This window comes from Peptoniphilus catoniae, from assembly GCF_901447155.2.
GTDB lineage: Bacteria > Bacillota > Clostridia > Tissierellales > Peptoniphilaceae > Peptoniphilus_E > Peptoniphilus_E catoniae.
This window is the reverse complement of record NZ_LR588419.1, coordinates 22,992-48,126: the sequence shown is the minus strand read 5'-3', so window position 1 is coordinate 48,126 and position 25,135 is coordinate 22,992. Positions and strand designations below refer to the sequence as shown.

Below are 25,135 nucleotides of genomic sequence, written 5' to 3'. Positions count from 1 at the left end.
GGAGATTTTATGAACAATTCATCTGTAAAAAATTTAAAAAAAATAATAATTTATATAATTTTCTATATAGGCCTAAGTGGAATAATAGTTTACTTTAACTTAAACAGATACTACCTTATTTATAATGGAGGCTTAAGCTTTGTAGCTTATATTCTTTCAAATTTTGCAAAGATAAAAAAGAGCGTTCTTATAACTATTTTAAGTTTTTTAGCCACCCTTGCCTTTTATCCGAATTGTATCTATATGTTTACTGACTTTATACATATAAACACGGCCAACTATTATGTAATTAAATCCGCCGGCAAGGTTTCCTACAATATGAACTATTTAAACTGGATTAAGCTTGCAGTTGATACAGGGATGATTACTCTTTCAATGGTTCTTGCCTTTGAAACCTTTATAAATATACTTAAGACCATTAAATGCTATGGCTACAAGTTTGCCGAGCTTATAATTTTGGTTCTTATGTCTTTAATTACGGGAGTTGCCCTTTATATAGGAAGGTTTTTAAGATTTAACTCTTGGGATGTATTTAAGCTTGTAGAAATTGTTACCAAGGTTATGGAAGATATAAGTATAAATGACTACTATCTTATTGCTACCTTTGCAGGCATTCATTTTTTTATAATTTTGCTTTTTGCAAATCTTAAGTCCGAATAGTTAATATTTAAAATTTTATAATAAAAAAAGCGGTTGCAATTTCGAAGTGATTTTCAAAATTGCAGCCGCTTTTTTTAATTTCAGACTTAAAAATCTATTAAATTATAAATATTCTAAAATTAATTAGAATATACTTCTAAGAAAAACTTTCATTTGTTATTTTTGAAGTATGTTTTTCATCGGCAGGTTCAATGTGAATCATAATATGTTTTATGTTGTTCATGTTATGTTCAACCTTGTTATGAACCTGTGTAGATATATCATGTCCTTCAGTAACGCTTATATCTCCGTCAACTCTTACAGCTATATCTGCATAAACTGCTGAACCGAAAGTTCTTGTTCTAAGATTTGCCACACTAACAACCCCGGGTACTGAAGATGCAAGTTTTACAATTTCCTTTTCAACCTCATCTCCTGCAGACTCATCTACAAGACCGTTGACACTTTGCATATAAAGATCAATTCCAACCTTCATAACTATAAGAGAAACAAGTATACCTGTTATAGGGTCAAGAATAGGGAAACCTAATCTTGCTCCCATAATACCGAAAAAGGCGCCTACAGATGAAAGGGCATCTGAACGGTGGTGCCAAGCGTCAGCTTCCATAGATACGGATTTAATTTTACGAGCTTTTTTAATAGTTACTCTATACATTATCTCCTTAGTTAAAATTGAAACTAAAGCAGCTCCAAGGGGAAGAAGTCCAGGAACTGAATATGAATTATTTTTTATAACTGAAACTGCGTCATAGCCTATTTTTAAAGCTGTTGCAAATAAAATAACACTTAATACTTTTGCAAAGACAAGTTCAAATTTCTCATGGCCATAAGGGTGTCCCTTATCTGCATCTTTGGCTGAAATTTTAAGACCGAATATTACGGCAACAGTAGTAACACAATCTGAAAATGAGTGCATTCCGTCAGCCATCATGGCACTTGAAGATCCTATAAGTCCTGCTATTACCTTTATAAGTCCAAGACCAAAGTTTATAGCAAAGGTCCACATGGAAAGGATTATACCTTCTTTTAAATCTTGATTTCTATTTTCCAATATTATCTCTCCTTTGAATATTATTATCAATAATACGCGCTAATTGATAAACATAAACTACATTCTATCACAGGATTATAACTTGTCAATGGAGTTAAAAATTTAAAAACTTAATAAATCAAAATAATTTTTAAAAGACTATTTGTCGTGGAGCTGTTTAAAATTTCAAATTATATATTTATTAAAGGCTTTAATAAAAAATATCCTCTACATTCCGATAGAGGATATTAAAAAAACAGTTAAAGGCCGCTAGCCTTAAAATTTATTTTTTTATTTCTTCAAGGACTTCATTTATATCCGGTAATTTTTTAGGGTCATAGTCCTTTGCCCAAATAACAATTCCCTTTTCATCTATAAGCACATTTGCCCTTTCAGATGCACCAGACTCTTCTCTAAAAACTCCATAGGCTTTCGATACTTCGCCTAGGGGCTTAAAGTCTGAAAGAATACTTAAATCACTAAGGCCTATTGAAGAGGCCCAAACCTTTTTGGCAGGTTGAGGGTCAACGCTTAGACCTAAAGCCACAACATTGTTTTCTTCAAAAGTTTTATAGTTTCTTTCAAGGTCCCTCATTTGATCTGTACACACTGCGGTAAAGGCAAGAGGATGCCAGGAAAGTAAAACCTTTTTGCCCTTTAAGTCCTCCAATTTAATGTGATTTGCATTTTGATCTACTAAGTCGAAACCTGGAGCCTTATCTCCAACCTTTATAAACATAAATACCTCCTTATGGTATAAAATAAAATTAAAACATCTAACTAATAGCTACCCAAACAGTTATAATAAAATTCGGTGGTTAATTTAATCTCCTTAGTTGTATAGTATTAAGAATAAGATAAATAGAGTACAAGAAAGGATTTTAAGTAGTTTCTTGTCCTTAACTTTAAGTAAATAGGATTTTGGGAAAAGATTTATTTTTTCAGTTAAGTATAAATATAAAAATTAGGCAATAAAAAGGAGCTGCTATGGATTTTTGGGAGTTTTTCTTTAGAAAGAAAGAAGATAATTTTAAATTTAAAGCCTTTGGCAAGGTGCATATTTTTATGCTGGTCCTTATGATTATCCCCGGGATTTTAATTTACCTTTACAGGGATAAAATCAAAAAAAATCAAAAGCTTTACAGTTTACTTAAATATATTATTCTAGTGGGAATAATTTTAGATCAGGCTGCCTTTTTATACTTTCATTTAGCTATAATGCCAAGGGATTTTAAAGAGGCCTTTCCTTTATACACCTGTAGGGCCTCTCTTTATACAGGGTTTATAGCTATAGCATTAAATTCAAAAAAGTTTAGAGCTATGACAGTCTATTGGGGTCTGATAGGAGGAATATTACCTATGCTTGCTCCCGATCTTTATCACTATAGATTTCCTCATGCTATGTACATAAATTTTTTTGCAACTCATTTTTTGATTTTTTGGACGGCTCTAATTTTTATTTTTGTGGAAGACTATGACTTTGACAGGAGAGATTTGCCTTTTATTTTTAAATTTGCAAATGGGGTTTTACTTATAAGTAAGCTGACAAATATATTCTTTGATGCCAACTATGCTTACTTGGAGAGAAGTCCCATAATGGAAGATTTATTTTTAAAATTGCCTTATCCTTTATACTTTTTAATAGTTTTGGGAGTTTATAACTTGGGACTTTTAGCTGTATATTATGTAGGTAGAGGTTTAAGAAAAAAAGCTTTGTCTTAAAAAATTTCAGGAGGTAATTATGTCTTTTAAGGAAATATCTTATGAAGAATTAAGTTTTAATCCAATGACCCTTATAGGAAAGGATTGGATGCTTGTAAGTGCCGGAAATAAAGATAAGGGATATAATACTATGACGGCAAGTTGGGGTCAAATGGGAGCTATCTGGACCGATTCTCTACCTGCAGTAAGTATTTATATAAGACCTTCAAGATACACTAAGAAGTTTTTAGATAGGGAGGAATTTTTCACCTTGTCCTTTTTCTCCAAGGACTATAAAAAATCCCTTGCCTATTTAGGATCCCACTCAGGTAGAGATGAAGACAAAATAAAGCTATCAGGACTAAGTCCTGAGTTTGACGAAGGAACTTTTTATTTTAAAGAGGCGGAGCTTGTTTTTATTTGCAGGAAGCTTTATGCCGCTCCTATTTTAGAAGAGGGTTTTGTAGACAAAGGTATAATTAAAGAAAATTATCCTGAAAAGGACTTTCACACCATGTATATAGGACGAATAGTGAAGGTACTTAAAAAATAAAATACTTTGGAATAAGCACCTACTATTTAAGGTTAAGGGCCTTAAAGGTAAGTGCTTATTTTTATTTAACAGACGTAAATGGCTAAATATGAAGCAAATTTCATGCAATAAAGCCTTTACAAGGACTTTTCTCTTTGGTATAAATTTTTATTGTAGGTTGTAGGACAAAATAAAATTTTACACCAGGAGGAAAGAATGAAAAAAATTACAATAATATTATTAGCCACGCTGTTAGTTTTCACAGGCTGCGGAAAAAAGCAAGCTACTATACAAGAGGGACAAGGTGAAACAGGCAGTGATAAGAAAACTATATATACGTCAGTTTACCCTGTTTACGATTTTACAAAAAAAATAGTAGGAGATAAGTTTAATGTAGAATTAATAGTCCCTGTAGGTCAAGAGCCTCACGACTATGAACTTGATACAAATGTTTTAAAGGGCATGGAAAATGCGGATATATTTGTCTACAATGGAGCGGGTCTTGAAAGCTTTGCAGATAAAATTATAGGTGCCATAGACAATAAAGACCTTGTAGCTGTAGAAGCAAGTAGAGGAGTTGACCTTATAAAGGCGGACAATCATGAAGATGAAGACCACGACCATGAAGAAGAAGAGGAAGAGCACCATCATGGAGCCTATGATCCACACACCTGGCTTGACCCTGAAAATGCCATAATAGAAATGGAAAACATTAAAAATGCAGTAGTGGAAATTGATCCTGACAACGGGGATTTTTATGAAGAAAACTTTAATACCTACAAGGCTAAGCTTGAAGAGCTTGACAAAAAATATCAAGAGGAATTAAAGGACTATAAGGGTGGAAAAATAGTTGTAAGTCATGAAGCCTTCGGCTACCTATGTAGAAGGTACGGACTTGAGCAATTAGGTATATCCGGCATTAATGCAGAGGGAGAGCCTGATGCAAAAACCATGGCTGAAATTGTAGATTTTGTTAAGGAAAATAATATAAAGGTTATTTTTACTGAAGAGCTTTTAGATACAAAGGTATCTGATACCATTGCTGCTGAAACAGGAGCCAAGACCTTAGTCTTAAATCCTATAGAAGGACTCTCTCAAGAGGAGCTTGACAGTGGAGAAGATTATATATCAGTAATGGAAAAAAACTTATCTAATTTATTAGAGGCTTTTAAGTGAAAAACATTCTTGAAGTAAAAAATCTTTCCTTTAGCTATGGGAGAGATAAGATTTTAGATTCAATAAATTTAAATATAGAAGAAGGAGAGTTTGCAGTTATTTTCGGAGACAACGGGGCCGGAAAATCAACTCTTGTTAAATTGATTTTAGGAGAGCTTAAACCTGAGTCAGGTCAGGTGAAGTTAAACCTTAATAGGGGATATATGGACTTGTCTTATGTTCCGCAATTAGGACTTGGGTCCTCCTATAATTTTCCCATAACCTGTGGAGAGCTTGTGGGTTTTAGTATAAAGACAAGGGGACTTTTTAAGGGAAGAGAAGAAAAAGACGAAAGAATTCTAAATGCTTTATCACAAGTGGGAATGGAGGCTTATAAAAATACTATTTATTATAAACTCTCAGGAGGGCAAAGACAAAGGGTCTTAATAGCAAAAGCCCTCGCTTCTCATCCTAAGCTTATAGTTATGGATGAACCTTCAAACGGAATAGATAGAGAAGGAAGGCGTGACCTTTACCATCTTTTGGAACATTTAAACAAGTATCATAAAATCAGCATACTTATAATAAGTCATGATGATGACATTAAAAATTACGCAGAATCAATTTATCTTTTAGAAGATAAAAAGTTGAATTTGAGGGAAAGACCATGAGTATATTTTCTTACAGCTATATGAATAGAGCATTAATAATAGGATTTTTACTTGGGATTTTAATACCCATGATGGGTCTTGTAGTGGTAAATAAAAAAATATCCGTAATTGGAGATGCCTTGTCCCATGTAAGCTTATCAGGGGTGCTTTTAGGTTTGCTCTTCGGTTTTTCAGAAACTCTTGGCGCTATAGTTATGTGTATTGTAGCAGCCATTCTCCTTGAATTTATAAGAAAGAAGTTCCCTTCTTATGGAGAGATTTCAGTTGCTATAGTTATGAGCTTCGGTATAGGTTTCGCATCTATGCTTTCGGGATTTGTAACAAAGGCTGCAAATTTTGAATCTTTTTTATTCGGTTCAATTATAGCAGCACCAGACTCGGAGTTTTATTTAATCTCTATAGCAGCCCTTTTGATTTTTATACTTTTTATTATTTATTATAAGGACCTGTGTCACATAAGCTTTGACGAAACATCTGCAAGGCTTTCCGGGATAAATGTTGATAGGGTAAATTTAATATTTATGATCCTTATTGCTGTAACTATATCTATATCGGCAAAAACTGTAGGGGTATTAATTGTATCCTCCCTTTTAGTTGTACCGGTAAGCTGTGCCATGGCCTTTGAGCTTGGCTATTTTAAAACCTTAGTATTAAGTTCACTTTTTGGACTTGTCTTTACTGTGGCGGGACTTGTCGCATCCTTTTACTTAGGCTTAAAGCCCGGAGGCACCATAGTGATGATAGGACTTGTTACCCTAATGGCGATTTTAATACTTAAAAAGAAAAATTAAATTTTCTAATAAAAAACCTCGGCTTATAAAAAGTCGAGGTTTTATCTTGTCTGATTTTTAAAATTCGTCAAAGAAGATTCTGTCATCAGGTATATTTTTCTTGTGAAGTGCTTCAACAATTGATGCTATCATTTTTGGGTTACCGCAAAGGTAGCAGGAATATTTACCTTCACCGTCAACATACTTGTCTATGGAGTCGTCAACGTGTCCTGTATCTCCCTCCCAGTGATGTTCAGGCTTGGTCCTTGACAAGGTAGGTATAAATTTAAAGTCTGCTAAATCCTTTTCAAATTGTTCCATCTCATCAACAAGGGGTAGGTCTGCCGGAGTTCTTGCTCCGAAGAAAAATCTTGTTTTCTTTTTAATATCCTGATCTCTCATGTGATAGAGGATGGATCTTATAGGCGCAAAGCCTGTACCTGCCGCAACTAAAAGAATTGTATCTGCATCATCGTCATGGTAGTAGAAATCTCCATAGGGACCGTTAATCATAACCTTGTCCCCTTCCTTTAATACCTTGTGAATGTAGGTGGAGCAGGCACCCTTTTCATAGCCTATTAAAAATTCCACATGCTTGGTATCTTTAATTGATGAAGCTATGGAGTAGGCTCTAAAGACTTCCTCATCATTGCCTTCAAATTCATCTGTGCCGGCATATTCTGGAGCCTTTATTTGCATAAATTGTCCGGGTTTAAAATTAATTGTTTCACCTTCAGGCAGCTCAAATCTTACATGGGCAATTTTATCAGTAACTAAATCTCTCTTTACAAGAGTTGTTTCATACTCTCTAACATTAAAAAGCTCTTCAGGGATTTGTATTTCAATGTCGTTTCTAACCTTAACCTGACAGGACAAACGAACCTTGTCATTTAATTCCTCCTTGCTTAGCCAGGGCTTTTCCGTAGCAAGGACAGGTCCAGCTCCATTAAGAACTTTTACTTTACAATAGCCGCATGATCCTTTACCTCCACAGGCTGAGGGTATAAAAATCCCTTGACCAACCAGAGAACTTAAAAGACTGCTTCCGCCGTCAACTTCATATTCTTTTTCTTTGTTTATAGTTATTTTAACCTTGCCGTAATCTGCCAGATACTTATTTGCTAAGGTAAGTATTAAAGCGAGGACTACGGAAATGGCAGTTATAACTAAGGTTGTAGTTAATAGTTCATTCATATTATCACCTAGGAAATGGAAACTATTCCTGAAAAGCCCATAAAGGCAAGTGCCATAATTCCGGTTATAATAAGAGTAATAGGTGCACCTCTAAGACCTTCAGGTAAGTTGTTCTCGTTAATTCTTGATCTTATACCCGCCATGGAAATAATGGCAAGTGCCCAACCCAGTCCTGATCCGAAACCGAAGAAAAGGGACTGCATAAAGTTGTAATCTCTAATAACCATAAAAAGTGAAACACCTAAGATGGCACAGTTTACAGTTATAAGGGGCAAAAAGATTCCAAGTGCGTAATAAAGATTTTCAAAGTATCTTTCTATTACCATTTCAAGTATTTGAACAAAGGCGGCAATTACTATAATGAAAACTATAAACCTTAAATATTCAAGACCGAAATGAATTAACAGTTTATATACGAAGTAATTTAAAACTGTAGTAATTGTTAAAACGAAAGTAACTGCTATACCAAGTCCTGTTGCCGTTTCGATTTCTTTACTTACGGCAATAAAGGAACACATTCCTAAGAAATTGGAAAAGATCATGTTACTTGTAAAAATTGATGCAAAAAATATTACTAGAGGATGTACTGACATTACTTTCTCCCCCCTTCTTTACCTGTTGATTTCTTATTAAGGGCATTGTGGGCCAGCCACATAATTATTGGAAGTATAAAGAAAGCTCCCGGAGGCATTACCATAAGAGTCCACTTAACAAAACCTTCAGGCATAACCTTAAGACCGAATATAGTTCCAAATCCTAAAAGCTCTCTTATTATAGCTATAGATAAAAGAACAAGAGTATATCCTATACCTGCAGCAAAACCATCTACCAAAGAGTCAAGAGGTTTGTTTGATATAGCATAGGCTTCAGCTCTACCCATAATAATACAGTTGGTAATTATAAGACCTACATAGGGTCCTAAGGTTTTACTCATATCATGCATATAGGCCTTTAGGAACAGGTCTACTATAATTACAAAAAATGAAATTATAAAAACTTGGGCAACCATTCTTATATGCTTGGGAGTAAGGTCCTTAAGACTTGAAATTATAAATGAGGACAGTGCCGTTGTAAAGGTAAGAGCCAGCCCCATTATCAATGAGTTCATGGCAAGGTTTGTTACAGCAAGAGCCGAGCAAATTCCAATTACCTGAATAAGAACCGGGTTATCTGAAATAATACCTTTCTTTAGAATTTTATTAAAATTTTTCATCTACTTGGCACCTCCTTCTTCAATAAAGGCTTTTAAATCCTTATTAATCATGTCGGTAACAAAATTTGAGGTTTGAGTTGCACCGGCAATGGCATCTATGTTGCCTCCCGGGGCGGGTTTGTTAATTATAAATTCATTTTCTTCGGAGTCTGATATGTCTATATCTCTATACTGCTCCTTGTAGGGAAGCTCAGATATTCTTCCTCCAAGACCGGGAGTTTCGCTTTGCTCTGTAAAGTCTACACCTAAGACCTTGGTAAAATCTTTATCAACGCCTATATAACCGCTAATAGTTCCCCAAAGTCCCGGACCTGTAAATGGAACGGCATAAGCCTTTTCCTCTCCAGCTTCCTTTAAAACATAATATTTTGTTCCCTTATAATCTTTTTCTTCAACCCTGTCTGAAAAAGCTTGATTAATTTTTTCAGGCTCCTGGGAATCCACAGGCACATTAAATATATAAAGTATCTTGCTTTTAAGCTCTATTTCAGAGTTGAAATCCACTATAGGTTTGGTAATCTTATTAAGAAAGGCTAAAACAAATATTAAAAGACCGGATAGTATAAGCATAAAGACAAGGGAATAAGCAATTGAATTTTTTTTCATTTAGCAGCCTCCTCTTGTTTTTTTAATTTTTTTGATTTTTTTCTGCTGCGAACTACATAGTCCATAATTGGAGCGAAGATATTTCCTATAAGCACCGCAAACATCATACCCTCTGAGAAAAGAGCAAATCCTCTTATAATAACTGCCACCATTCCTATAATAAGACCATAGAAAATTTTTGCTTCATTGGTTTTAGGTGCGGATATGGGATCTGTTGCCATAAATACAGCTCCAAATAGAAAACCTCCAGTCATTAACCCGAAAAGAGGATTAGGAACTGACTTTGCACCTATAAGATTAAAGAATAAACTCGTTACTAGAAAACCTATAACTGTTGATAGGATAATTTCCTTTGAAGCGACTTTTTTCCAAATCAGATAAATAGCAGCTAAAATAATAAGAAGCTTGGAGGTTTCTCCTATTGCTCCGGGAATATTACCTAAAAAAAGATTAAACAGGTTGCCGGTTTCTCCTGCATTTTTAAATGCCAGCATAGGTGTTGCAGTAGAGACTGCATCTATAGCAGGATTTACCCAGCGGGTAAAAGAGCTTAGTCCCTTTGCAGCTTCATTCCAGTGAATAGTAAGAGGAACCGGGAAGTTGACATAAATGAAAACTCTACCTACAAGAGCGGGGTTAAATACATTTTTGCCGAAGCCCCCAAAGACCTCCTTACCGAAAAAAAGTCCAAAGGCAATTCCAAGACCCGACATCCAGAAGGGTATACTTACAGGAAGGGTCATTGTGTACAGAGATGCCGTTATTATAGCAGCTTCAGATATTTTATTTTTTTTGTATAGGTTCTTTTCACATATAAATTCAACTATAAGGGCAACAAAAATATTAAATACCAAAAGGGCCAAGGCTTTCCAACCGAAATTATATACTGAAAATATAATTATAGGTAAAAGGGCAAGCATAACAGATCTCATCATCTTCTGTTTTAAAAAATATTTTTTATAAGCCGAAAACATTTTTTCACCGCCTAACAATATAGTAATTATTTTTACTTAATTAACCGACTCTATTGCCGGTTAACTGTAAATAATATTTCGGAAAGGATTAATAAATATTATCCTTAAACTACATTCTACTATAAACAATAAGCTTATTGTATGATTATACAAAATAATTATAGTATTAAAATTGTAGATAATAGTTTAGTATAATAAGTAACTTAGTAGCTAAGATGATATAAAAATAAGGACTTATGATTAAATGAAATTAAAAATAATTAACCCGGACTATGGTTTAAGCAATAAGGAACTAAAAGAAAGAGAAGACTTACTTGGACAGGTTACAAGAAATGATACGAAAATTTCCATGACCTGCCCCACAAAGACAAAGGTTTACATAGATTCGGACTATGATGTTGCAATAGCAACAGGAGAAATTTTACAATTAGGGAAAAAAGCTGAGGAAGAAGGTTATGACGGACTGGGTCTATATTGCTTCAGCGATCCGGGTATAATAGCTTTAAGGGAAGCATTGACAATACCTGTAGTAGGAGGAGCACAAAGCTCTCTTAGCTTAGCTTGTCAGTTGGGATACAATTTCTCATTAATAACAACTGACCCCTTGCGTATTCCATCAAAGGGAAGTTTTATAAGATCCTTGGGATTTTCAAATAGGCTTCATTCAATTGCGGCAGTTGAAGGCAAGAAGGATATAAAAATTGAACTTAAGGATAAAATTATGGATTTAAAGGCCAAAGGAGCCCAGGTAGTTATATTAGGATGTCTATCTTGGACAGGTATGGGCAAAGACCTTTCAAGAGAGTGCGGACTTCCTGTAGTGGATCCGGGTTTTACCATGGTCCTTACCCTGGAGATGCTTGTAAAAGAGAAGCTCAGTCACAGCAAAATATCTTATCCCTATCCCGGGAAAAAATATTAATATATTAGTTGACAAATAAGCAGGTATATTATATTATTATCGAAATATTCTTTGAAGAGGAAAAGTATTTTTCTTAGGACCCTTTATAGAGAGTTGTGGAAGGTGAAAGTCAACAGGTGCCTGGAAAATGAAAGAGAGCCTTGGAGAATGAATCGACAAAAAGAAGCCTTGAGTATCGATTCACGTTTAACATGCGTTAACTTGTTTTGAGATAATCACCTAGTGATTAATTGGAGTGGTACCGTGGATATTTTCGCCTCTGTTTAGAGGCGATTTTTTTTATTAGGGAGGACATTATGAAAAAGATTATAAGTATATTAACGATTTTATTACTAATGGTAGGCATAACAGCCTGTGGAGGAAAAAACGAAGGAGAAACAAATAAAGCAGATAATAAGACAAACGCAAATACAAGTACAAGCTCAGAAGCAAGTGACAATGGGGACAAGGTCTTTTCAGGCAAACACTTTATAATTGCCATGAGCGCTTCCTTTAAGAATTTTGAAACTGTAGCAATTGACGAAAATGGAAAAGAGTATTATGAGGGACTTGATATAGACCTTATAGATAAAATGGCTGAAGATATGGGCTTTACCTATGAAGTTTTAAATATGAGTTTTAACGGTCTTATAGGCTCCCTACAAGCAAACAGAGCAGACATGGTTGTATCAGGTATGACTGCAACAGATGAACGTGCTAAAAACGTGGACTTTTCAGACGGATATATGTATTCAAGAGAAGGATTTTTAGTACAAAAGGACTCAGGTCTTAAATCTGTTGATGATTTAAAGGGAAAGACTATTTCCTGCTCAGTAGGAACCTCCTATGAGGACCTTGCAAGAAAAATTGAAGGAGCAAAGGTTACAACCTTTGATGGTCAACCTGCCGTACTTCAGGAGCTTCTTTCAGGAAGAACTGACGCAATGGTAACTGACGGTTCCTTAGTTGGAGGATTTTTGGAAGAGTATCCGGAGCTTGATGGATTTATGCTCCCTATAGACAGTGATCTTAACGAAGGTGTAGCTCCTGAATTTGCCATAGCCTTTCCTAAGGGATCAGAGCTTGTAGGAGAGTTTAATAAAGAAATCAAGACTCTTATTGACAACGGAACAATGGAGGAAATAATTATTAAGTGGTTGGGAGAAGCTTATATAGGTGACTAGGGTTTAACTAATATATTCTCGTAAGTTTTTCTTAAAGAAAGGAGAAGCTAAATGGATTTTTCATCAATGACGCAATATCTACCCTTATATTACAGATCTATAGGAGTAACCTTACTTGCAACCTTGCTATCTTTACTCTTGGGATTTATAATAGCCATTCCTTTAACCTTGTGTAAAATTTCAAATAATAAATTTTTTAACGGCTTTGCCAAAGTATATACTTCAATATTCAGAGGGGTTCCTTTGCTGGTTCAAATAATGATAGCCTACTTCGGCATACCTCAACTTTTCAACTATAAAATTACTTCTATGCAGGCCGGAGTTTTGACCTTTGCCTTAAACAGTGCCGCCTTTTTGTCCGAAAACTTAAGAGGAGGAATAATGGCGGTAGATGAAGGTCAATGGGAGGCTGCCGAGTCTTTGGCTATACCTTACTATAAAATGATGAAGGATATTATTTTTCCCCAAGCTATGAAAAGTATTTTGCCAAGTCTTGTAAATGAAAGTATTAATTTGTTAAAAAATACTTCTCTTGTGTCAACTATAGGTTTGGTGGATATTTTAAGAACCGGACAAATGGTAATGAATGCAACCTATAAGGCCTTTGAGCCTCTTTTAATATCGGCTGTCTTTTACTATATTTTAGTTACGGGTATATCCCTTTTAGCCGGTCAACTTGAAAGGATGGTTAATAAAAGTGATAGAAATAAGCAAACTGTGTAAATCATTTGGAAACAACCAGGTGTTAAAAGGCATAGATTTAAAAATTAAAGATGGTGAAACTGTAGCTATTATCGGTCCGTCAGGCTCAGGTAAGTCAACTCTTTTAAGGTGTATAAATTTGCTTGAGCTACCTGACAGCGGAAGTATCCTTATTGACGGTGAGGATATTTTAGATAAACAAACCGATATTATGAAAATCAGACAGAAGGTCGGCATGGTTTTTCAACATTTTAATCTCTTTCCTCACATGAAGGTAATAGAGAACATGACCTATGCACCTAGGGAGGTTAAAAAGATGGATGAAAAAGAAGCCAGGGATAAATCTCTTAAGCTTCTTGATATGGTAGGTCTATCAGATAAGGTGGACAGTTATCCCACAACCTTATCAGGAGGTCAAAAGCAACGTGTTGCTATTGCAAGGGCCCTTGCCATGGAACCGAATGCGCTTCTACTTGATGAACCTACATCGGCTCTTGATCCTGAAATGGTTAAAGAGGTTTTAAATGTAATTAAGGACTTGGTTAATATGGGACTTACTATGGTTCTTGTAACTCACGAAATGGGTTTTGCAAGAGAGCTTGCTGATAGAATAGTATTTTTAGATGGAGGAGTCCTTGTAGAAGATGCGCCTCCTGATGTATTTTTCAGTTCACCTAAGTCAGACAGAGCCAAGGCATTTTTGGAAAAGGTATTATAGGAGGTTTTATGGAAAAAATACTATGGCCGAAGGGATACAGGTCAGCGTTAATGCTTACCTTTGACGTAGACGGCAAGTCTATTTGGTACAATATGAGTTCAGATTTGAAAAATTCGGATAAAATATTAAAGGCCATATCAATAGGAGCCTATGGCCCTAAAAGAGGCGTAGGATATATTTTGGAGGTTTTAGACAAGTATCAGGTAAAGGGCACCTTTTACATACCCGGACAGGTGGCAAAGGCAAATCCGGATATGGTTAAAAAAATTGATTCTTTGGGACATGAAATAGGTAATCATGGATATGACCATGAGAGATTTGTTGAAAAAACCGAAGCTGAACAGATAGAAATAATAGAAAGAGCTCAGGACACCTTTTACAACATAATAGGAAGAAAACCTTCAGGCTTTAGAACACCCTCAGGAGATTGGGCAAACAACACTCCTGAGATTCTTATAAGAGAAGGGTTTAAGTACTCAAGCTCCATGAGAGGAGACGACAAGCCTTACTATACTAAGATTAATGGTAAGACTACAGATCTTATAGAAATACCATCCAAGTGGGAAATGGACGACTATGTAGGTATGGCTTACAGTATGTATCCTGCAGAGCCGGCAGGTCAGGATAGGATATCATCCTATAAAAATATGCAGGACAATTATTTAAGAGAGCTTAAGGGCTACAACAGATTCGGCTTATGCATGGTTCCTTTAATGCATCCTCAGGTATCAGGATCTCCAGGCAGAATAATGATTCTTGAAGAAATATTAAAAACTGCTAAGGAAAAGGGAGATATTTGGATAGCAACAGGTAAGGAAATTTCAGACTGGTGGAGAAAAACTTATCCAATGGAGGTTGATTAATATGGGATCAGAAATATTGTGGCCGAATAATAAGAAAAGTGCAACAATGATAAGTGTAAACCTTGACGCCGAGTATTTTTGGCTGGGCCTTGATAAAAAAGCAAAGGATATGCCTAAAACCCTATCCATGGGAATATACGGCATGACTCACGGCCTTGACAGGTTGCTGAAGGTATTTGATGACTATAAAATAAAGGCAAGCTTTTTTGTTCCCGGAAAGGTGGCGGAAAAGTATCCTGAATCAATAAAAACAATTGCTTCTTGTGGTCATGAAATATCCTGCCATGGCTATGAACATGAAAACCTATCTCATTATTCCTATGAGGAGCAATACGAAAGACTTTCAAAGGCGGTTAAGCTTATAGAGGAGAGCTGCGGACAAAAACCTGTCGGCTTTAGGGCACCTGAAGGAGATTTAACTATGGACACACTAAGAATAGTCAGAGATTTGGGAATGGTTTATTCAAGTGACCTACATGATGATGACAGGCCATATTTTATGGATTTAGGAGAGGGCAAAAAGATTTTACAGCTTCCCATTCAGTGGGCAATAAGTGATTTTATCTATTTAGCTTTTAACTACAGACCCGCCTTTCCAAAAGGTCAAGGTAGGATTTCCAACTATACATCAATGCTATCAAACTGGAAAGATGAGTATCTGGGCTATCACAAAAGAGGACTGCTTTACGTTTTGCAAATTGACCCTCAGACTATGGGAAGTCCTGGGAGAATAGGAGTGTTGGAAGAATTTTTAGACTATGTAAATGAACTTGGCGATACCTTCTTTGCTAAAGGCAAGGAAATTTATGACTTTATTAATAAATAAAAAATAAAAATCTCGAGCTTAATACTCCAAGGGGGACAAGGGATATCGGCATCGAGATTTTTTATTTATATTGTGTTAAGATATATTAAGTATTTAATAATAATAGGTATAAGATCACCTATTATTAGGTATAATAACAATAAATAATAAGCTATGATATAAATAAATAGTATTATTTATGTAAATATATTGAGGTATCCTATGGAAAAACTTTTAAAACAGCCTGAAGATATAATAGAATTTCTCCCTCGACTTGCCGGTGGATTTCCAGTTACAATTGTGGAAAATTCTTTTAAGGAAAAAATCTTTAATCATATTAACTACCACTATCACAATGATTTTCAATTCAGTCTTGTTACAGGGGGAAGCTTTGCCTTTGAGGTGGCAGGAGAGAAGTATTATATAAATGAGGGAGAAGGTATTTTTATAAATACCAACCAAATTCACAGGTCAGAGTCTTTAGTGGACAATTCAAAATATATATACATTGCCTTTAGCCCTTATATTATGACAGTTGATAAGGACGATTACATATATAAAAAATTTATTGAGCCTATGGGATTTAAGTCCGCCATACCCGCCTGCATCTTAAATAGAGAAAAAAGCCCCGAAATTATAGACCTTTTGGAAAATATTTATAGATTGAGTTTTATAAGGGACGACTTTTTTGAACTCTTAATAGTGTCAAAACTATATGAGATTTTATATAGGCAATTAAAAATTTTAGAGACTATTGATAAGAGCTCTCTAACTCCGGACTCATTAACTAACGGCAGACTTAGAAAAATAGTCAAGTATGTGGAGGATAATTATAAGGATAAAATAACTCTTCGAGACCTAGCTGATGAAATTGGGCTTTCAAGAAGTGAGTGCTCAAGACTTTTTAAGAAAAATTTTGGAGAAGGAGTTTTTAAATATATTATAAACTACAGAATAAACGAAGCGGTGGAGCTGATTTTTAATACAGATTTAAATATTACTGAAATTCCCTATAAAGTAGGATTTAATTCTCAATCATATTTTATTAAGGTCTTTAAGGAGATTAAGGGTATAACTCCTCTTAAAATGAGAAAAAAATACAGGTAGCTTTTATAATCCGGGTATTTATATATTTTATTTTACAAAGAGTAAAGGGACTTCTTGATATAATTTAGATAGATAGTCTGTAATAAGATTTTTATCACAAAAGCAACTGTCAGTTGACAAGATTTAAAGTCTGATTGCTGGAGTGCAAGAGGACTATTTGCTAAGCTTTAGTCAAAACTAACAGAAAGGAAGCAGATAGATGATACTTGGAGAAAAAATATTAAAAAACAGAAAAGAAAACAACTGGTCTCAAGAGGAGCTTGCAATGAAGCTTAATGTATCGAGGCAATCTATATCAAAGTGGGAGGGAGGTACTTCTATTCCTGATCTTGATAGAATAATAGCCTTAGCTAAAGTTTTCGGAGTAAGTACGGACTACCTTTTAAAGGATGAGCTTGAGGAGGATTCTTTAAATCTACCTGATGAAGGTGAAAGCTATGAAGACGTTAAGTTAACTAATTTAAGTCTTAATGAGGCAAACAATTATTTAGATGCAGTTGAAGATGCGGCAAGAAGACTTGCTTTAGGTGTGGCTCTTTGTATTTTGTCTCCTATAATAGTATTAGTGCTTACCGGTCTATCTAATTATAAAAAGATATCAATGACTGAAGACATGGCAGGAGCAATTGGAGTATCGATTTTGATTTTAATGGTGGCTATTGCAGTTTTTACTTTTATAAGTACAGGAGTCAATATATCAAAGTATGATTATCTTAAATATGATTATCTGTCAAAAGATTACGGGGTAGACGGAATAGTAGAAAGCAAAAAAGAAAAATTCATGGCGGTTTATAAAAAGGTTCTTCCCTTAGGAGTAAGCCTTTGTGTTCTAAGTTCCATACCTATAATTTTAACGGAAGGCTTCGGTTTAAATGAGGCCTATGAAAATTTAAGTATTGCCTTCTTATTTGTACTTGTTGCCCTTGGTGTCTACATGATTATAAATGTTCTTGTAAGAAAGGGAGGCTATGATGTTCTTTTAGAGGAAGGTGACTATACCAGAACGAGAAAGATAGAAGATAGAAAGAATGAAGCCTTTACTAAGGTTTACTGGGCAATAGCATTGATAATTTATATAAGCTGGAGTTTTATCAGCTTCAGATGGGAAATAACTTGGATAGTTTGGCCTATAGCGGGAGTAACCTATGTGGCTATGATTTCAATAATTAACATGTTAAGATTAAAATAAATTCCGTTGGATAAAGTAGTAAGAATTCTTACTACTTTTTTTAATTTATAAGATTAAAGGGAAAAAGACGGGGTACAAATAGATTAAATATTTTGTCAATAAAGCTTAGTTAAATATCTTTTAAAATATCTTGTAGGGACTTATTTATATGATACATAAGTAATTAGTAGATGTTTAAGCCAGTTTAAAGACCTTTTAGAAGCCTTAGCCATTTGCAGGGTATTGACAGAAATTTATTAAATCTATATAATTTATAAAATGCTTTAATAAAGTATATAGACATTTAATTAAAGGAGGATTGTTATGGTAAGAAAAAACTTTAAGAAGATATTAGTGTTAATGGTAGCTTTACTTCTTCTTTCTTCATGTGGAAGTAAGGAATCCGGCAACAGCGCAAACTCAGGCGGAGGAGAAGCAGCCTCAGGGGAGCCTAAGGTTTTAAAATTTGCAGCGCAGTTTCCTGATATGGACTCACTTGACGTACATAAATATACTACTACAGATGTAATCCTACCAGCAAAGAGCATTTGTGAACCGCTTCTTGCTTATAATGATAAGTATGAGCTTAAACCGGTATTGTTGGAAGAAATGCCTACAACTGAAGATGGAGTTACTTATAATTTTAAGCTTCAAAAGGGAATTAAGTTTCATGACGGAACAGAGCTTACAACTAAGGACGTAGAATTTACTCTTAACAGGATTTTTGATCCTGCAACTCAAAACTTAAATACCTGGCTTTGTGATATGATTCTTGGAGCAAAGGATATGCTTGAAGGTAAGGCTGATACCTTGGCAGGATTTAAGGCTATTGATGATTATAATTTCACCATTACTCTTGAAATGCCTTATGCACCGTTTTTAAGTGTACTGTCCTGTGAACAAATGATGATTTATCCTAAGGATGCTTGTGAAAAAGCAGGGGATAAGTGGGGCATTGATACCTTTATAGGAACAGGTCCTTATAAACTTGAAGAGTTTGTAGGAAAAGATTATATGCACGCTAAAAAATTTGAAGATTATCATGGTGAACCTGCAAAAATTGATGACTTGTACATTTACAATATGGATCCAAACACCAGCACCATGGAATATGAAGCAGGCAATCTTGACTTGGTAAAAATGGAAACTAAAATGGTTGAACCTTATAAAACTAATGAGTATAAGGATCAACTTGTAAGAGTCGATTTAATGGGTATTATAGCACTTAACCTTAACGTAAACATGCCGCCTCTTGACAATGCAACTGTTCGTAAGGCAATATCCTATGCAATTGACAAACAAAGTATAGTTGATAGCTATCTAAAAGGAAATGGAACTCCTGCAAACAGTGTAATTCCTCCTGGAATTATGGGACACCCTGAAGATAGAGAAGCAAATAACTATGATCCTGAAAAGGCTAAAGCTCTTCTTGCAGAAGCGGGCTTTCCTAACGGAATCGACCTTGAAACCTATGTAGTTGAAAAGGATGAAGCTGCAGATATAGTTGTAGTACTTCAAGAGCAACTTAAAAAGTCCAACATAAATTTAAAAATCAATTTAGTAGACCAAGCAACTTATGTAGATATTCGTAAATCAGGAAAGGTACAATGTCCTATTTTAACTTGGTATAAGGATATGCCGGATCCGGATAACTTCACATATACTTTCTACTTCTCAGACGGATCTCAATTATTCTCATCTAACTGGAACGATCCTGAGTCAGATGCACTTATGACTGAAGGTAGATCAATTCCTGAAGAACAAAGAAAGCCTATATATGAAAAACTTGAAAAAATGCTTGTTGAGGACAAAACCGCAGTAGTACCTTTATATAACCCGGTATTCTATTATCTTCAATCACCAAAGGTATCAGGAGTAAGTTATATAGACTCAATGATTAACTTCGGTAATGCCGACAAGTCAATGTAAAAATAAAATAAACAATAATTATACCCCGAGACTCTCGGGGTATAATTTAAAATCACATTTAATGCAGAGGTGTTATTTTGAGTAGATATGCAATAAACAGACTATTACAAACTATTATAGTTTTAATAGGTGTTACTCTTTTAACCTTTATAATGGTAAATGTTGCGCCTGGAGATCCTGTTGCAGTTATGATGGAAAAAAAGGCGGATGCTGACACTATAGAGCGTATTAGAGAGCAAATGGGTCTTAATGACTCCTATCCTAAGCAGTATATAAGATTTGTAAAAAATGCTGTAAAGGGAGATTTTGGGCAATCATATTTTCAAAAACTTCCTATTAAAACTTTAATGGCAAGAGGTTTTAAAGTTACCGGAACTCTTGCTCTATTTGTTTTAGTGTTTTCTATAATTTTCGGCCTTGTTATGGGGCTATTGGCAGCAGTTTTCAGGGGGAAGATATTAGACAGGATAATTATGCTTATATCCACTTTGGGTATGGCTATGCCGTCTTTCTTTCTGGCAATGATTCTGCAACTTGTTTTCGGACTTAAACTTAAACTTTTACCTATATCAGGTATCAATACGCCGGGGTCATATATACTTCCTACAATTTCTTTGGGAGTTATATACGGTGCTTCTATAGCAAGACTTACAAGAACAAATATGCTTGATGCCCTTAATCAGGACTATATAAGAACTGCCAGAGCAAAGGGAGTTAGAGAAAGGAAAATAGTTCTTATTCATGGACTTAAAAATGCTGCAATCCCAATACTTACTTATATGGGAACTCTAATTAAGAGTATACTTGGAGGATCAGTACTTGTTGAAACTGTTTTTGCCATTAACGGTATAGGAACCCTACTTGTAGAAGGTATTATGAAAAGAGATATACCTGTAATTCAGGGATGTACCGTTTATATAGCGGTGGTCTTCGTAATTGCAAACCTTATTATAGACTTGGCTTATGGTTTTATAGACCCTAGAGTCAGAGTATCGACAGGAGAGTAATATGGGAGAAATAAATAAAGATGTAAAGTTCACCAGCTTTTATGCAGATGCATTTAATAAAATAAAAAGAGATAAAATCGCAATAGTTTGCTTAATTTTTATAATTCTTCTTATAATTGTTGCAGTTTTTGCTCCATTTATAGCTCCATATGACCAATCCTATCAAGATACAAGCAGTATTAATTTAGGCCCCTGCAGTGAACACCTGCTAGGCACCGATGAATTCGGAAGGGATATTTTTTCACGTATTATTTACGGGTCAAGGGTCTCTTTAAGTGTAGGTTTGGTGGCTGAAGGTATAGCTGTAACTATAGGAGTAATAATGGGCGCTATAGCCGGTTATTACGGAGGTAAAGTTGACTCGGTAATATCAAGAATTATAGAGGTATTTGCTTCTTTTCCTCAAATTTTATTTGCAATAGTAATTATGTTTGTTTTGGGGACAGGGGTCATAAATGTATTTATGGCTATAGGATTTGTAGGATGGACAAGTGTCGCCAGAGTTATAAGGTCTCAGGTAATGCAGCTTAAAGAAAACGAATATGTTGAGGCTGCTAAAGCAAGTGGTGGAAGCAATATACAAATAATTTTAAAACATATGATTCCCAACTGTTTGTCTACAATTATAGTAATTATAACTATGGAGATACCGGCAGATATTATGTATGAAGCAAGTCTTAGCTTTTTAGGTCTTGGAGTTCAACCGCCGGAATCAAGTTGGGGTCAAATGATAAGTGTGGCTCGTACTTATTTAAGAGTCAATCCCGGCTATGCTATTTATCCGGGAATTGCCTTAGTGCTTACCGTACTTGCCTTTAACCTTTTAGGAGATGCTTTAAGGGATGCCCTTGATCCTAAACTTAAGAATTTATAAGCTAGGAGAGTTAACGTGAAAGACAAACTATTAGAAGTGAAAAATCTAAGCACTTATTTTTATACTACAGAGGGCGTTGTTTATGCTCTTGACGATGTAAGCTTTTCACTTAATAAAGGTGAAACTCTCGGCATAGTCGGAGAATCAGGAAGTGGTAAAAGTGTTACCGCCCTATCTATTATGAGACTGGTTCAAAGTCCTCCGGGTAAAATTGTAAGTGGAGAAATTATACTCGATAATGAATCTATACTGAATAAATCAAAGGAAGAGATGCAAAATATTAGGGGAGATAAGGTGGCTATGATTTTTCAGGAGCCTATGACAGCCTTAAATCCCGTGTTAACAATAGGCTATCAAATTATGGAAAGCCTTAGAATTCACCAAAAACTTAATAAAAAAGAGGCAAGGGAAAAAGCTATAGATATGCTTAGAAAAGTAGGTATAGCTAATCCCGAAAAAAGAATAGATGATTATCCACATCAACTTTCAGGAGGAATGAGGCAACGTGCCATGATAGCAATAGCCTTATGTTGCAACCCTTCTCTTTTAATATGTGATGAGCCTACTACAGCCCTTGATGTAACTATACAGGCACAGATTTTGGAGCTTATTAATAAACTGAAGAAGGATCTTAATACTTCGGTAATTATGATTACCCACGACTTGGGGGTAGTGGCTCAAGTAAGTGACAATGTAATGGTAATGTATGCAGGTAAGGAAATGGAATACAGTTCTGCAAAGGATTTATTTATGAAACCTCTTCATCCCTATACCCAAGCTCTTTTAGAATCTATACCGACAGTCAATAAAAATGAAGAGAGATTAACTGTAATTGAAGGTATGGTGCCTTCATTAAGTAACAGGCCTGAGGGATGCCTATTTCATCCAAGATGTCACAAATGCATGGATATTTGCAAGATAAAAAGGCCTGAGCTTGTAAAAACAAAGGAAGGTAGGGAAGTTCGTTGCTTCCTTTATTCAAATGAGGGAAGGGAGGAAGAAAATAATGGAAAATAAAGCCCTTCTTAGACTTGAAGATGTTGTAAAAAGATTTGCTGTTAAGGGAAAGAAGATTGGGGAAGAAAAAACCTATGTCCATGCGGTAAATAAAGTAAGTCTTAATATTTATCAAGGAGAAACCTTAGGAATAGTAGGCGAGTCCGGTTGTGGAAAGACTACACTGGGAAGACTTATGATAAGACTTACCCAGCCCAGTCAAGGTAAAATAATATATGAAGACAAGGACATTTCAAATTTAAGCGAAAAGGAAATGAAGCCTTATAGAAAGGATCTGCAAATAATTTTTCAGGATCCCTATTCTTCCTTAGACCCGAGAATGACTGTAGGAGACATAATAGCTGAACCCTTTGAATATCAAAACCTTTATTCAAAAAAAGAAAGAACTGAAAGAGTTAAGGAGCTTATGAAGCTTTGCGGCTTGGATACTATTTATGTAAGAAGGTATCCTCACGAATTTTCAGGAGGTCAAAGACAAAGAATAGGAATAGCCAGAGCCCTTGCTCTTACACCTAAATTTATGGTTTGCGACGAACCTGTATCGGCTCTTGACGTATCTATTCAGTCACAAATTATAAATCTGCTTATGGATTTGCAGGAAAAATCCAATTTAACCTATGCCTTTATATCTCACAACCTTAATGTAATTTATCATATATCAGACAGAGTTGCTGTAATGTATTTAGGATATTTAATGGAACTTGCTGATAAAGACGAACTTTACTTTCATAGTGCCCACCCTTATACAAAGGCTCTTTTAGCATCAATACCCAATATAGACTTTGAAAGTGAGCCTTTAAAAGCTCAATTAAAAGGGGATATACCAAGTGCTATAGATCAACCTAAGGGTTGTCCTTTTGCTTCAAGGTGTCCAATTGTGAAAGGAGACTGTCTTTTAGAAAAGCCGGTTCTTAAAGAGATAGCAAAGGATCATTATGTTGCATGTAACTATCCACAAAGACTCTAGGAGGCTAAAATGAATGAAAATTTAAAATATTTGGAAGTTGATTTACCGGAAGACCTTGCAAAGTTAAAAGCTTATGGAGATTTTGACAGACTTAAGAGAGTAATAGACTTAAGACTTAAAAAAGATATTCCCAATGCTTTAAAACAAAGGCTAGAGCTTGAAAAGTATATTATTGATATAATTCCGAAAAGTTATCCCTATAATTATGAAGAAGCCCTTAAAATTCTTCAAGAATCTTTCGAAGATTTTAAGGAAGAGGAGCTTGAGGAGCTTAGAGATTTAGATTCAATAGATTGGTACTATATAAACGGGGAAGTTCATTTCAAAGATGATATGGTGGCAAATCTTGTAAAGACAGTACCTGAATTGGCAAAAAGAGTTATAGATAAAAAGGATCTTATGGACAAGGAAGGCAACTTTGATATGCTTAATGAAGTAATTGCCAAGATGAAATCAAAGGGTGACCTAGCCTATAAAATCAGAATAAAAGCTTCTATAAAGCTTAAGAAGGAAGCAGAAAGACCCGGCAAAAAAATCAGAGTACATATTCCTATACCTATAGAATATTCTCAGGTTAAGAATTTTAAGATTCTTTCTACTTCCCATGAACCTAAATCTATTTCAGGTCCTTACAGTCCTTTAAGAACAGTGTATTTTGAGGAAGACTATAAGGAAGACGACGAGTTCTATGTGGACTATGAGTTTATAAACCATGTAGCTTATAAAGATCCTAAACCGGAAGAGGTAAGTAATTTCCAACCTAACTTCTATACTGAAGAGTTTCCTCCTCATATAGTTTTTAATCCTTATTTAAGGGAACTTACTGAGGAAGTTTTGGGGGATGAAAAGAATCCTCTTATAAAGGCTAGAAAAATATATGATTTTATAACAAGTAAGGTTATGTACTCCTTTGTAAGGCCATATTTTTCAATAACCAATATACCCACCTATGGTGCAAGCTCTCTAAAGGGAGACTGCGGTATTCAGGCTCTTTTATTTATAACCATGTGTCGTATAGCAAAGATCCCTGCAAGATGGCAGGCAGGCCTATATGCCAATGCTAAATCCATAGGCAACCATGACTGGGCACAATTTTATATTGAACCTTTCGGTTGGCTTTTTGCTGACTGTTCTTTTGGTGGAGCTGCTTACAGAGAAGGTGCTGAAGAAAGATGGAACTTCTATTTCGGAAATCTAGAGCCTTTCAGAATGCCTGCAACATCAAGCTTCCAATATGACTTTAATCCTCAACTTAATTATTTAAGGAGAGATCCTTATGATAATCAAGATGGAGAAATAGAGTATGAAGACCAAAGGTTAAGTGAAGAAGATTATGTTACAAATCAAGTTGTAGTAGATATTGAAGAAGTTGAAATTTAAGAGGTGT

27 protein-coding genes and 1 other annotated feature are annotated in these 25,135 nt (G+C 35.1%); of the genes, 20 read left to right on the top strand and 7 right to left on the bottom strand.

The window, feature by feature from the left end:
- The first annotated feature begins 9 nt into the window (after window positions 1-9).
- Window positions 10-660, top strand: coding sequence for a DUF1361 domain-containing protein (locus tag PEPCATONIAE_RS08050; protein ID WP_138160627.1), 651 nt, complete (start codon window positions 10-12; stop codon window positions 658-660).
- A 136-nt stretch (window positions 661-796) separates the two neighbouring features.
- Here the strand turns inward: PEPCATONIAE_RS08050 and PEPCATONIAE_RS08045 are convergent, their stop codons facing one another.
- Window positions 797-1,711 carry a cation diffusion facilitator family transporter gene (locus tag PEPCATONIAE_RS08045; RefSeq protein WP_246060460.1) on the bottom strand — a complete coding sequence of 305 codons (915 nt, stop codon included), beginning with the start codon at window positions 1,709-1,711 and terminating at the stop codon, window positions 797-799.
- Window positions 1,712-1,973: 262 nt separating this feature from the next.
- Window positions 1,974-2,429: a redoxin domain-containing protein gene (locus tag PEPCATONIAE_RS08040; RefSeq protein ID WP_138160626.1), complete on the bottom strand. Its 456-nt coding sequence runs from the start codon at window positions 2,427-2,429 to the stop codon at window positions 1,974-1,976.
- Window positions 2,430-2,677: 248 nt separating this feature from the next.
- On the opposite strand from PEPCATONIAE_RS08040, the gene PEPCATONIAE_RS08035 reads away from it, so the two are divergent.
- The 5 genes from PEPCATONIAE_RS08035 (at window position 2,678) to PEPCATONIAE_RS08015 (ending at window position 6,540) form a co-directional block, all read left to right on the top strand.
- Window positions 2,678-3,412 (top strand): YwaF family protein, encoded by a 735-nt coding sequence (locus PEPCATONIAE_RS08035; RefSeq protein WP_138160625.1) that lies wholly within the window; start codon window positions 2,678-2,680, stop codon window positions 3,410-3,412.
- 19 nt (window positions 3,413-3,431) lie between these two features.
- Window positions 3,432-3,944: a flavin reductase family protein gene (locus PEPCATONIAE_RS08030; protein ID WP_138160624.1), complete on the top strand. Its 513-nt coding sequence runs from the start codon at window positions 3,432-3,434 to the stop codon at window positions 3,942-3,944.
- A gap of 195 nt (window positions 3,945-4,139) precedes the next feature.
- The gene (locus PEPCATONIAE_RS08025) at window positions 4,140-5,099 is read left to right on the top strand and encodes a metal ABC transporter substrate-binding protein (RefSeq protein WP_138160623.1); all 960 of its coding nucleotides are present in this window, start codon (window positions 4,140-4,142) and stop codon (window positions 5,097-5,099) included.
- Window positions 5,096-5,749, top strand: coding sequence for a metal ABC transporter ATP-binding protein (locus PEPCATONIAE_RS08020; RefSeq protein WP_138160622.1), 654 nt, complete (start codon window positions 5,096-5,098; stop codon window positions 5,747-5,749). Before PEPCATONIAE_RS08025 ends, PEPCATONIAE_RS08020 begins: the two co-directional genes overlap by 4 nt.
- Window positions 5,746-6,540, top strand: coding sequence for a metal ABC transporter permease (locus PEPCATONIAE_RS08015; protein WP_138160621.1), 795 nt, complete (start codon window positions 5,746-5,748; stop codon window positions 6,538-6,540). Before PEPCATONIAE_RS08020 ends, PEPCATONIAE_RS08015 begins: the two co-directional genes overlap by 4 nt.
- Window positions 6,541-6,597: 57 nt before the next feature.
- Here PEPCATONIAE_RS08015 and PEPCATONIAE_RS08010 read toward each other — a convergent pair whose 3' ends face one another.
- Genes PEPCATONIAE_RS08010 through PEPCATONIAE_RS07990 form a run of 5 tightly spaced genes read right to left on the bottom strand, consistent with a single transcriptional unit; the run spans window position 6,598 to window position 10,506 of the window.
- The gene (locus tag PEPCATONIAE_RS08010) at window positions 6,598-7,713 is read right to left on the bottom strand and encodes an NADH:ubiquinone reductase (Na(+)-transporting) subunit F (RefSeq protein ID WP_138160620.1); all 1,116 of its coding nucleotides are present in this window, start codon (window positions 7,711-7,713) and stop codon (window positions 6,598-6,600) included.
- A gap of 8 nt (window positions 7,714-7,721) precedes the next feature.
- On the bottom strand, window positions 7,722-8,306 hold the full coding sequence (locus PEPCATONIAE_RS08005; protein WP_138160619.1) for an NADH:ubiquinone reductase (Na(+)-transporting) subunit E: 585 nt from the start codon (window positions 8,304-8,306) through the stop codon (window positions 7,722-7,724).
- Window positions 8,306-8,926, bottom strand: coding sequence for an NADH:ubiquinone reductase (Na(+)-transporting) subunit D (locus PEPCATONIAE_RS08000; RefSeq protein WP_138160618.1), 621 nt, complete (start codon window positions 8,924-8,926; stop codon window positions 8,306-8,308). The genes PEPCATONIAE_RS08005 and PEPCATONIAE_RS08000 overlap by 1 nt, the downstream gene beginning before the upstream one ends.
- Window positions 8,927-9,532 (bottom strand): FMN-binding protein, encoded by a 606-nt coding sequence (locus PEPCATONIAE_RS07995; protein ID WP_138160617.1) that lies wholly within the window; start codon window positions 9,530-9,532, stop codon window positions 8,927-8,929.
- Window positions 9,529-10,506 carry an RnfABCDGE type electron transport complex subunit D gene (locus tag PEPCATONIAE_RS07990; RefSeq protein WP_138160616.1) on the bottom strand — a complete coding sequence of 326 codons (978 nt, stop codon included), beginning with the start codon at window positions 10,504-10,506 and terminating at the stop codon, window positions 9,529-9,531. The genes PEPCATONIAE_RS07995 and PEPCATONIAE_RS07990 overlap by 4 nt, the downstream gene beginning before the upstream one ends.
- Window positions 10,507-10,750: 244 nt before the next feature.
- Between PEPCATONIAE_RS07990 and PEPCATONIAE_RS07985 the strand changes: the two genes are divergently transcribed.
- From PEPCATONIAE_RS07985 to PEPCATONIAE_RS07920, 14 genes are all read left to right on the top strand, one after another.
- Window positions 10,751-11,428 (top strand): aspartate/glutamate racemase family protein, encoded by a 678-nt coding sequence (locus PEPCATONIAE_RS07985; RefSeq protein ID WP_138160615.1) that lies wholly within the window; start codon window positions 10,751-10,753, stop codon window positions 11,426-11,428.
- A gap of 42 nt (window positions 11,429-11,470) precedes the next feature.
- Window positions 11,471-11,692, top strand: a binding site (T-box leader).
- 32 nt (window positions 11,693-11,724) lie between these two features.
- Window positions 11,725-12,591 carry a transporter substrate-binding domain-containing protein gene (locus PEPCATONIAE_RS07980; protein WP_138160614.1) on the top strand — a complete coding sequence of 289 codons (867 nt, stop codon included), beginning with the start codon at window positions 11,725-11,727 and terminating at the stop codon, window positions 12,589-12,591.
- A gap of 51 nt (window positions 12,592-12,642) precedes the next feature.
- A complete protein-coding gene (locus PEPCATONIAE_RS07975) occupies window positions 12,643-13,314 on the top strand; it encodes an amino acid ABC transporter permease (protein WP_138160613.1) in 672 nt (223 codons plus the stop codon).
- Complete coding sequence (locus tag PEPCATONIAE_RS07970) at window positions 13,289-14,011, top strand: amino acid ABC transporter ATP-binding protein (protein ID WP_138160612.1); 723 nt, start codon at window positions 13,289-13,291, stop codon at window positions 14,009-14,011. Before PEPCATONIAE_RS07975 ends, PEPCATONIAE_RS07970 begins: the two co-directional genes overlap by 26 nt.
- An 8-nt stretch (window positions 14,012-14,019) precedes the next feature.
- Complete coding sequence (locus tag PEPCATONIAE_RS07965; protein ID WP_138160611.1) at window positions 14,020-14,874, top strand: polysaccharide deacetylase family protein; 855 nt, start codon at window positions 14,020-14,022, stop codon at window positions 14,872-14,874.
- Between the two features lies 1 nt (window position 14,875).
- Window positions 14,876-15,700, top strand: a complete 825-nt coding sequence (locus PEPCATONIAE_RS07960) for a polysaccharide deacetylase family protein (RefSeq protein WP_138160610.1) — start codon at window positions 14,876-14,878, stop codon at window positions 15,698-15,700.
- Window positions 15,701-15,901: 201 nt separating this feature from the next.
- Window positions 15,902-16,786, top strand: a complete 885-nt coding sequence (locus PEPCATONIAE_RS07955) for an AraC family transcriptional regulator (protein ID WP_138160609.1) — start codon at window positions 15,902-15,904, stop codon at window positions 16,784-16,786.
- Between the two features lie 199 nt (window positions 16,787-16,985).
- On the top strand, window positions 16,986-17,975 hold the full coding sequence (locus tag PEPCATONIAE_RS07950; protein WP_138160608.1) for a helix-turn-helix domain-containing protein: 990 nt from the start codon (window positions 16,986-16,988) through the stop codon (window positions 17,973-17,975).
- A 303-nt stretch (window positions 17,976-18,278) separates the two neighbouring features.
- Entirely contained in the window at window positions 18,279-19,883 is a 1,605-nt protein-coding gene (locus PEPCATONIAE_RS07945) for an ABC transporter substrate-binding protein (protein WP_138160607.1), read from the top strand.
- Window positions 19,884-19,960: 77 nt separating this feature from the next.
- Window positions 19,961-20,890, top strand: coding sequence for an ABC transporter permease (locus tag PEPCATONIAE_RS07940; RefSeq protein WP_218975534.1), 930 nt, complete (start codon window positions 19,961-19,963; stop codon window positions 20,888-20,890).
- A gap of 1 nt (window position 20,891) precedes the next feature.
- Complete coding sequence (locus PEPCATONIAE_RS07935; protein ID WP_138160606.1) at window positions 20,892-21,764, top strand: ABC transporter permease; 873 nt, start codon at window positions 20,892-20,894, stop codon at window positions 21,762-21,764.
- 15 nt (window positions 21,765-21,779) lie between these two features.
- A complete protein-coding gene (locus tag PEPCATONIAE_RS07930; RefSeq protein ID WP_138160605.1) occupies window positions 21,780-22,781 on the top strand; it encodes an ABC transporter ATP-binding protein in 1,002 nt (333 codons plus the stop codon).
- Window positions 22,771-23,748 carry an ABC transporter ATP-binding protein gene (locus PEPCATONIAE_RS07925; protein WP_180339375.1) on the top strand — a complete coding sequence of 326 codons (978 nt, stop codon included), beginning with the start codon at window positions 22,771-22,773 and terminating at the stop codon, window positions 23,746-23,748. Before PEPCATONIAE_RS07930 ends, PEPCATONIAE_RS07925 begins: the two co-directional genes overlap by 11 nt.
- A 9-nt stretch (window positions 23,749-23,757) precedes the next feature.
- Window positions 23,758-25,128: a transglutaminase-like domain-containing protein gene (locus tag PEPCATONIAE_RS07920; protein WP_138160604.1), complete on the top strand. Its 1,371-nt coding sequence runs from the start codon at window positions 23,758-23,760 to the stop codon at window positions 25,126-25,128.
- Window positions 25,129-25,135 lie beyond the last annotated feature (7 nt).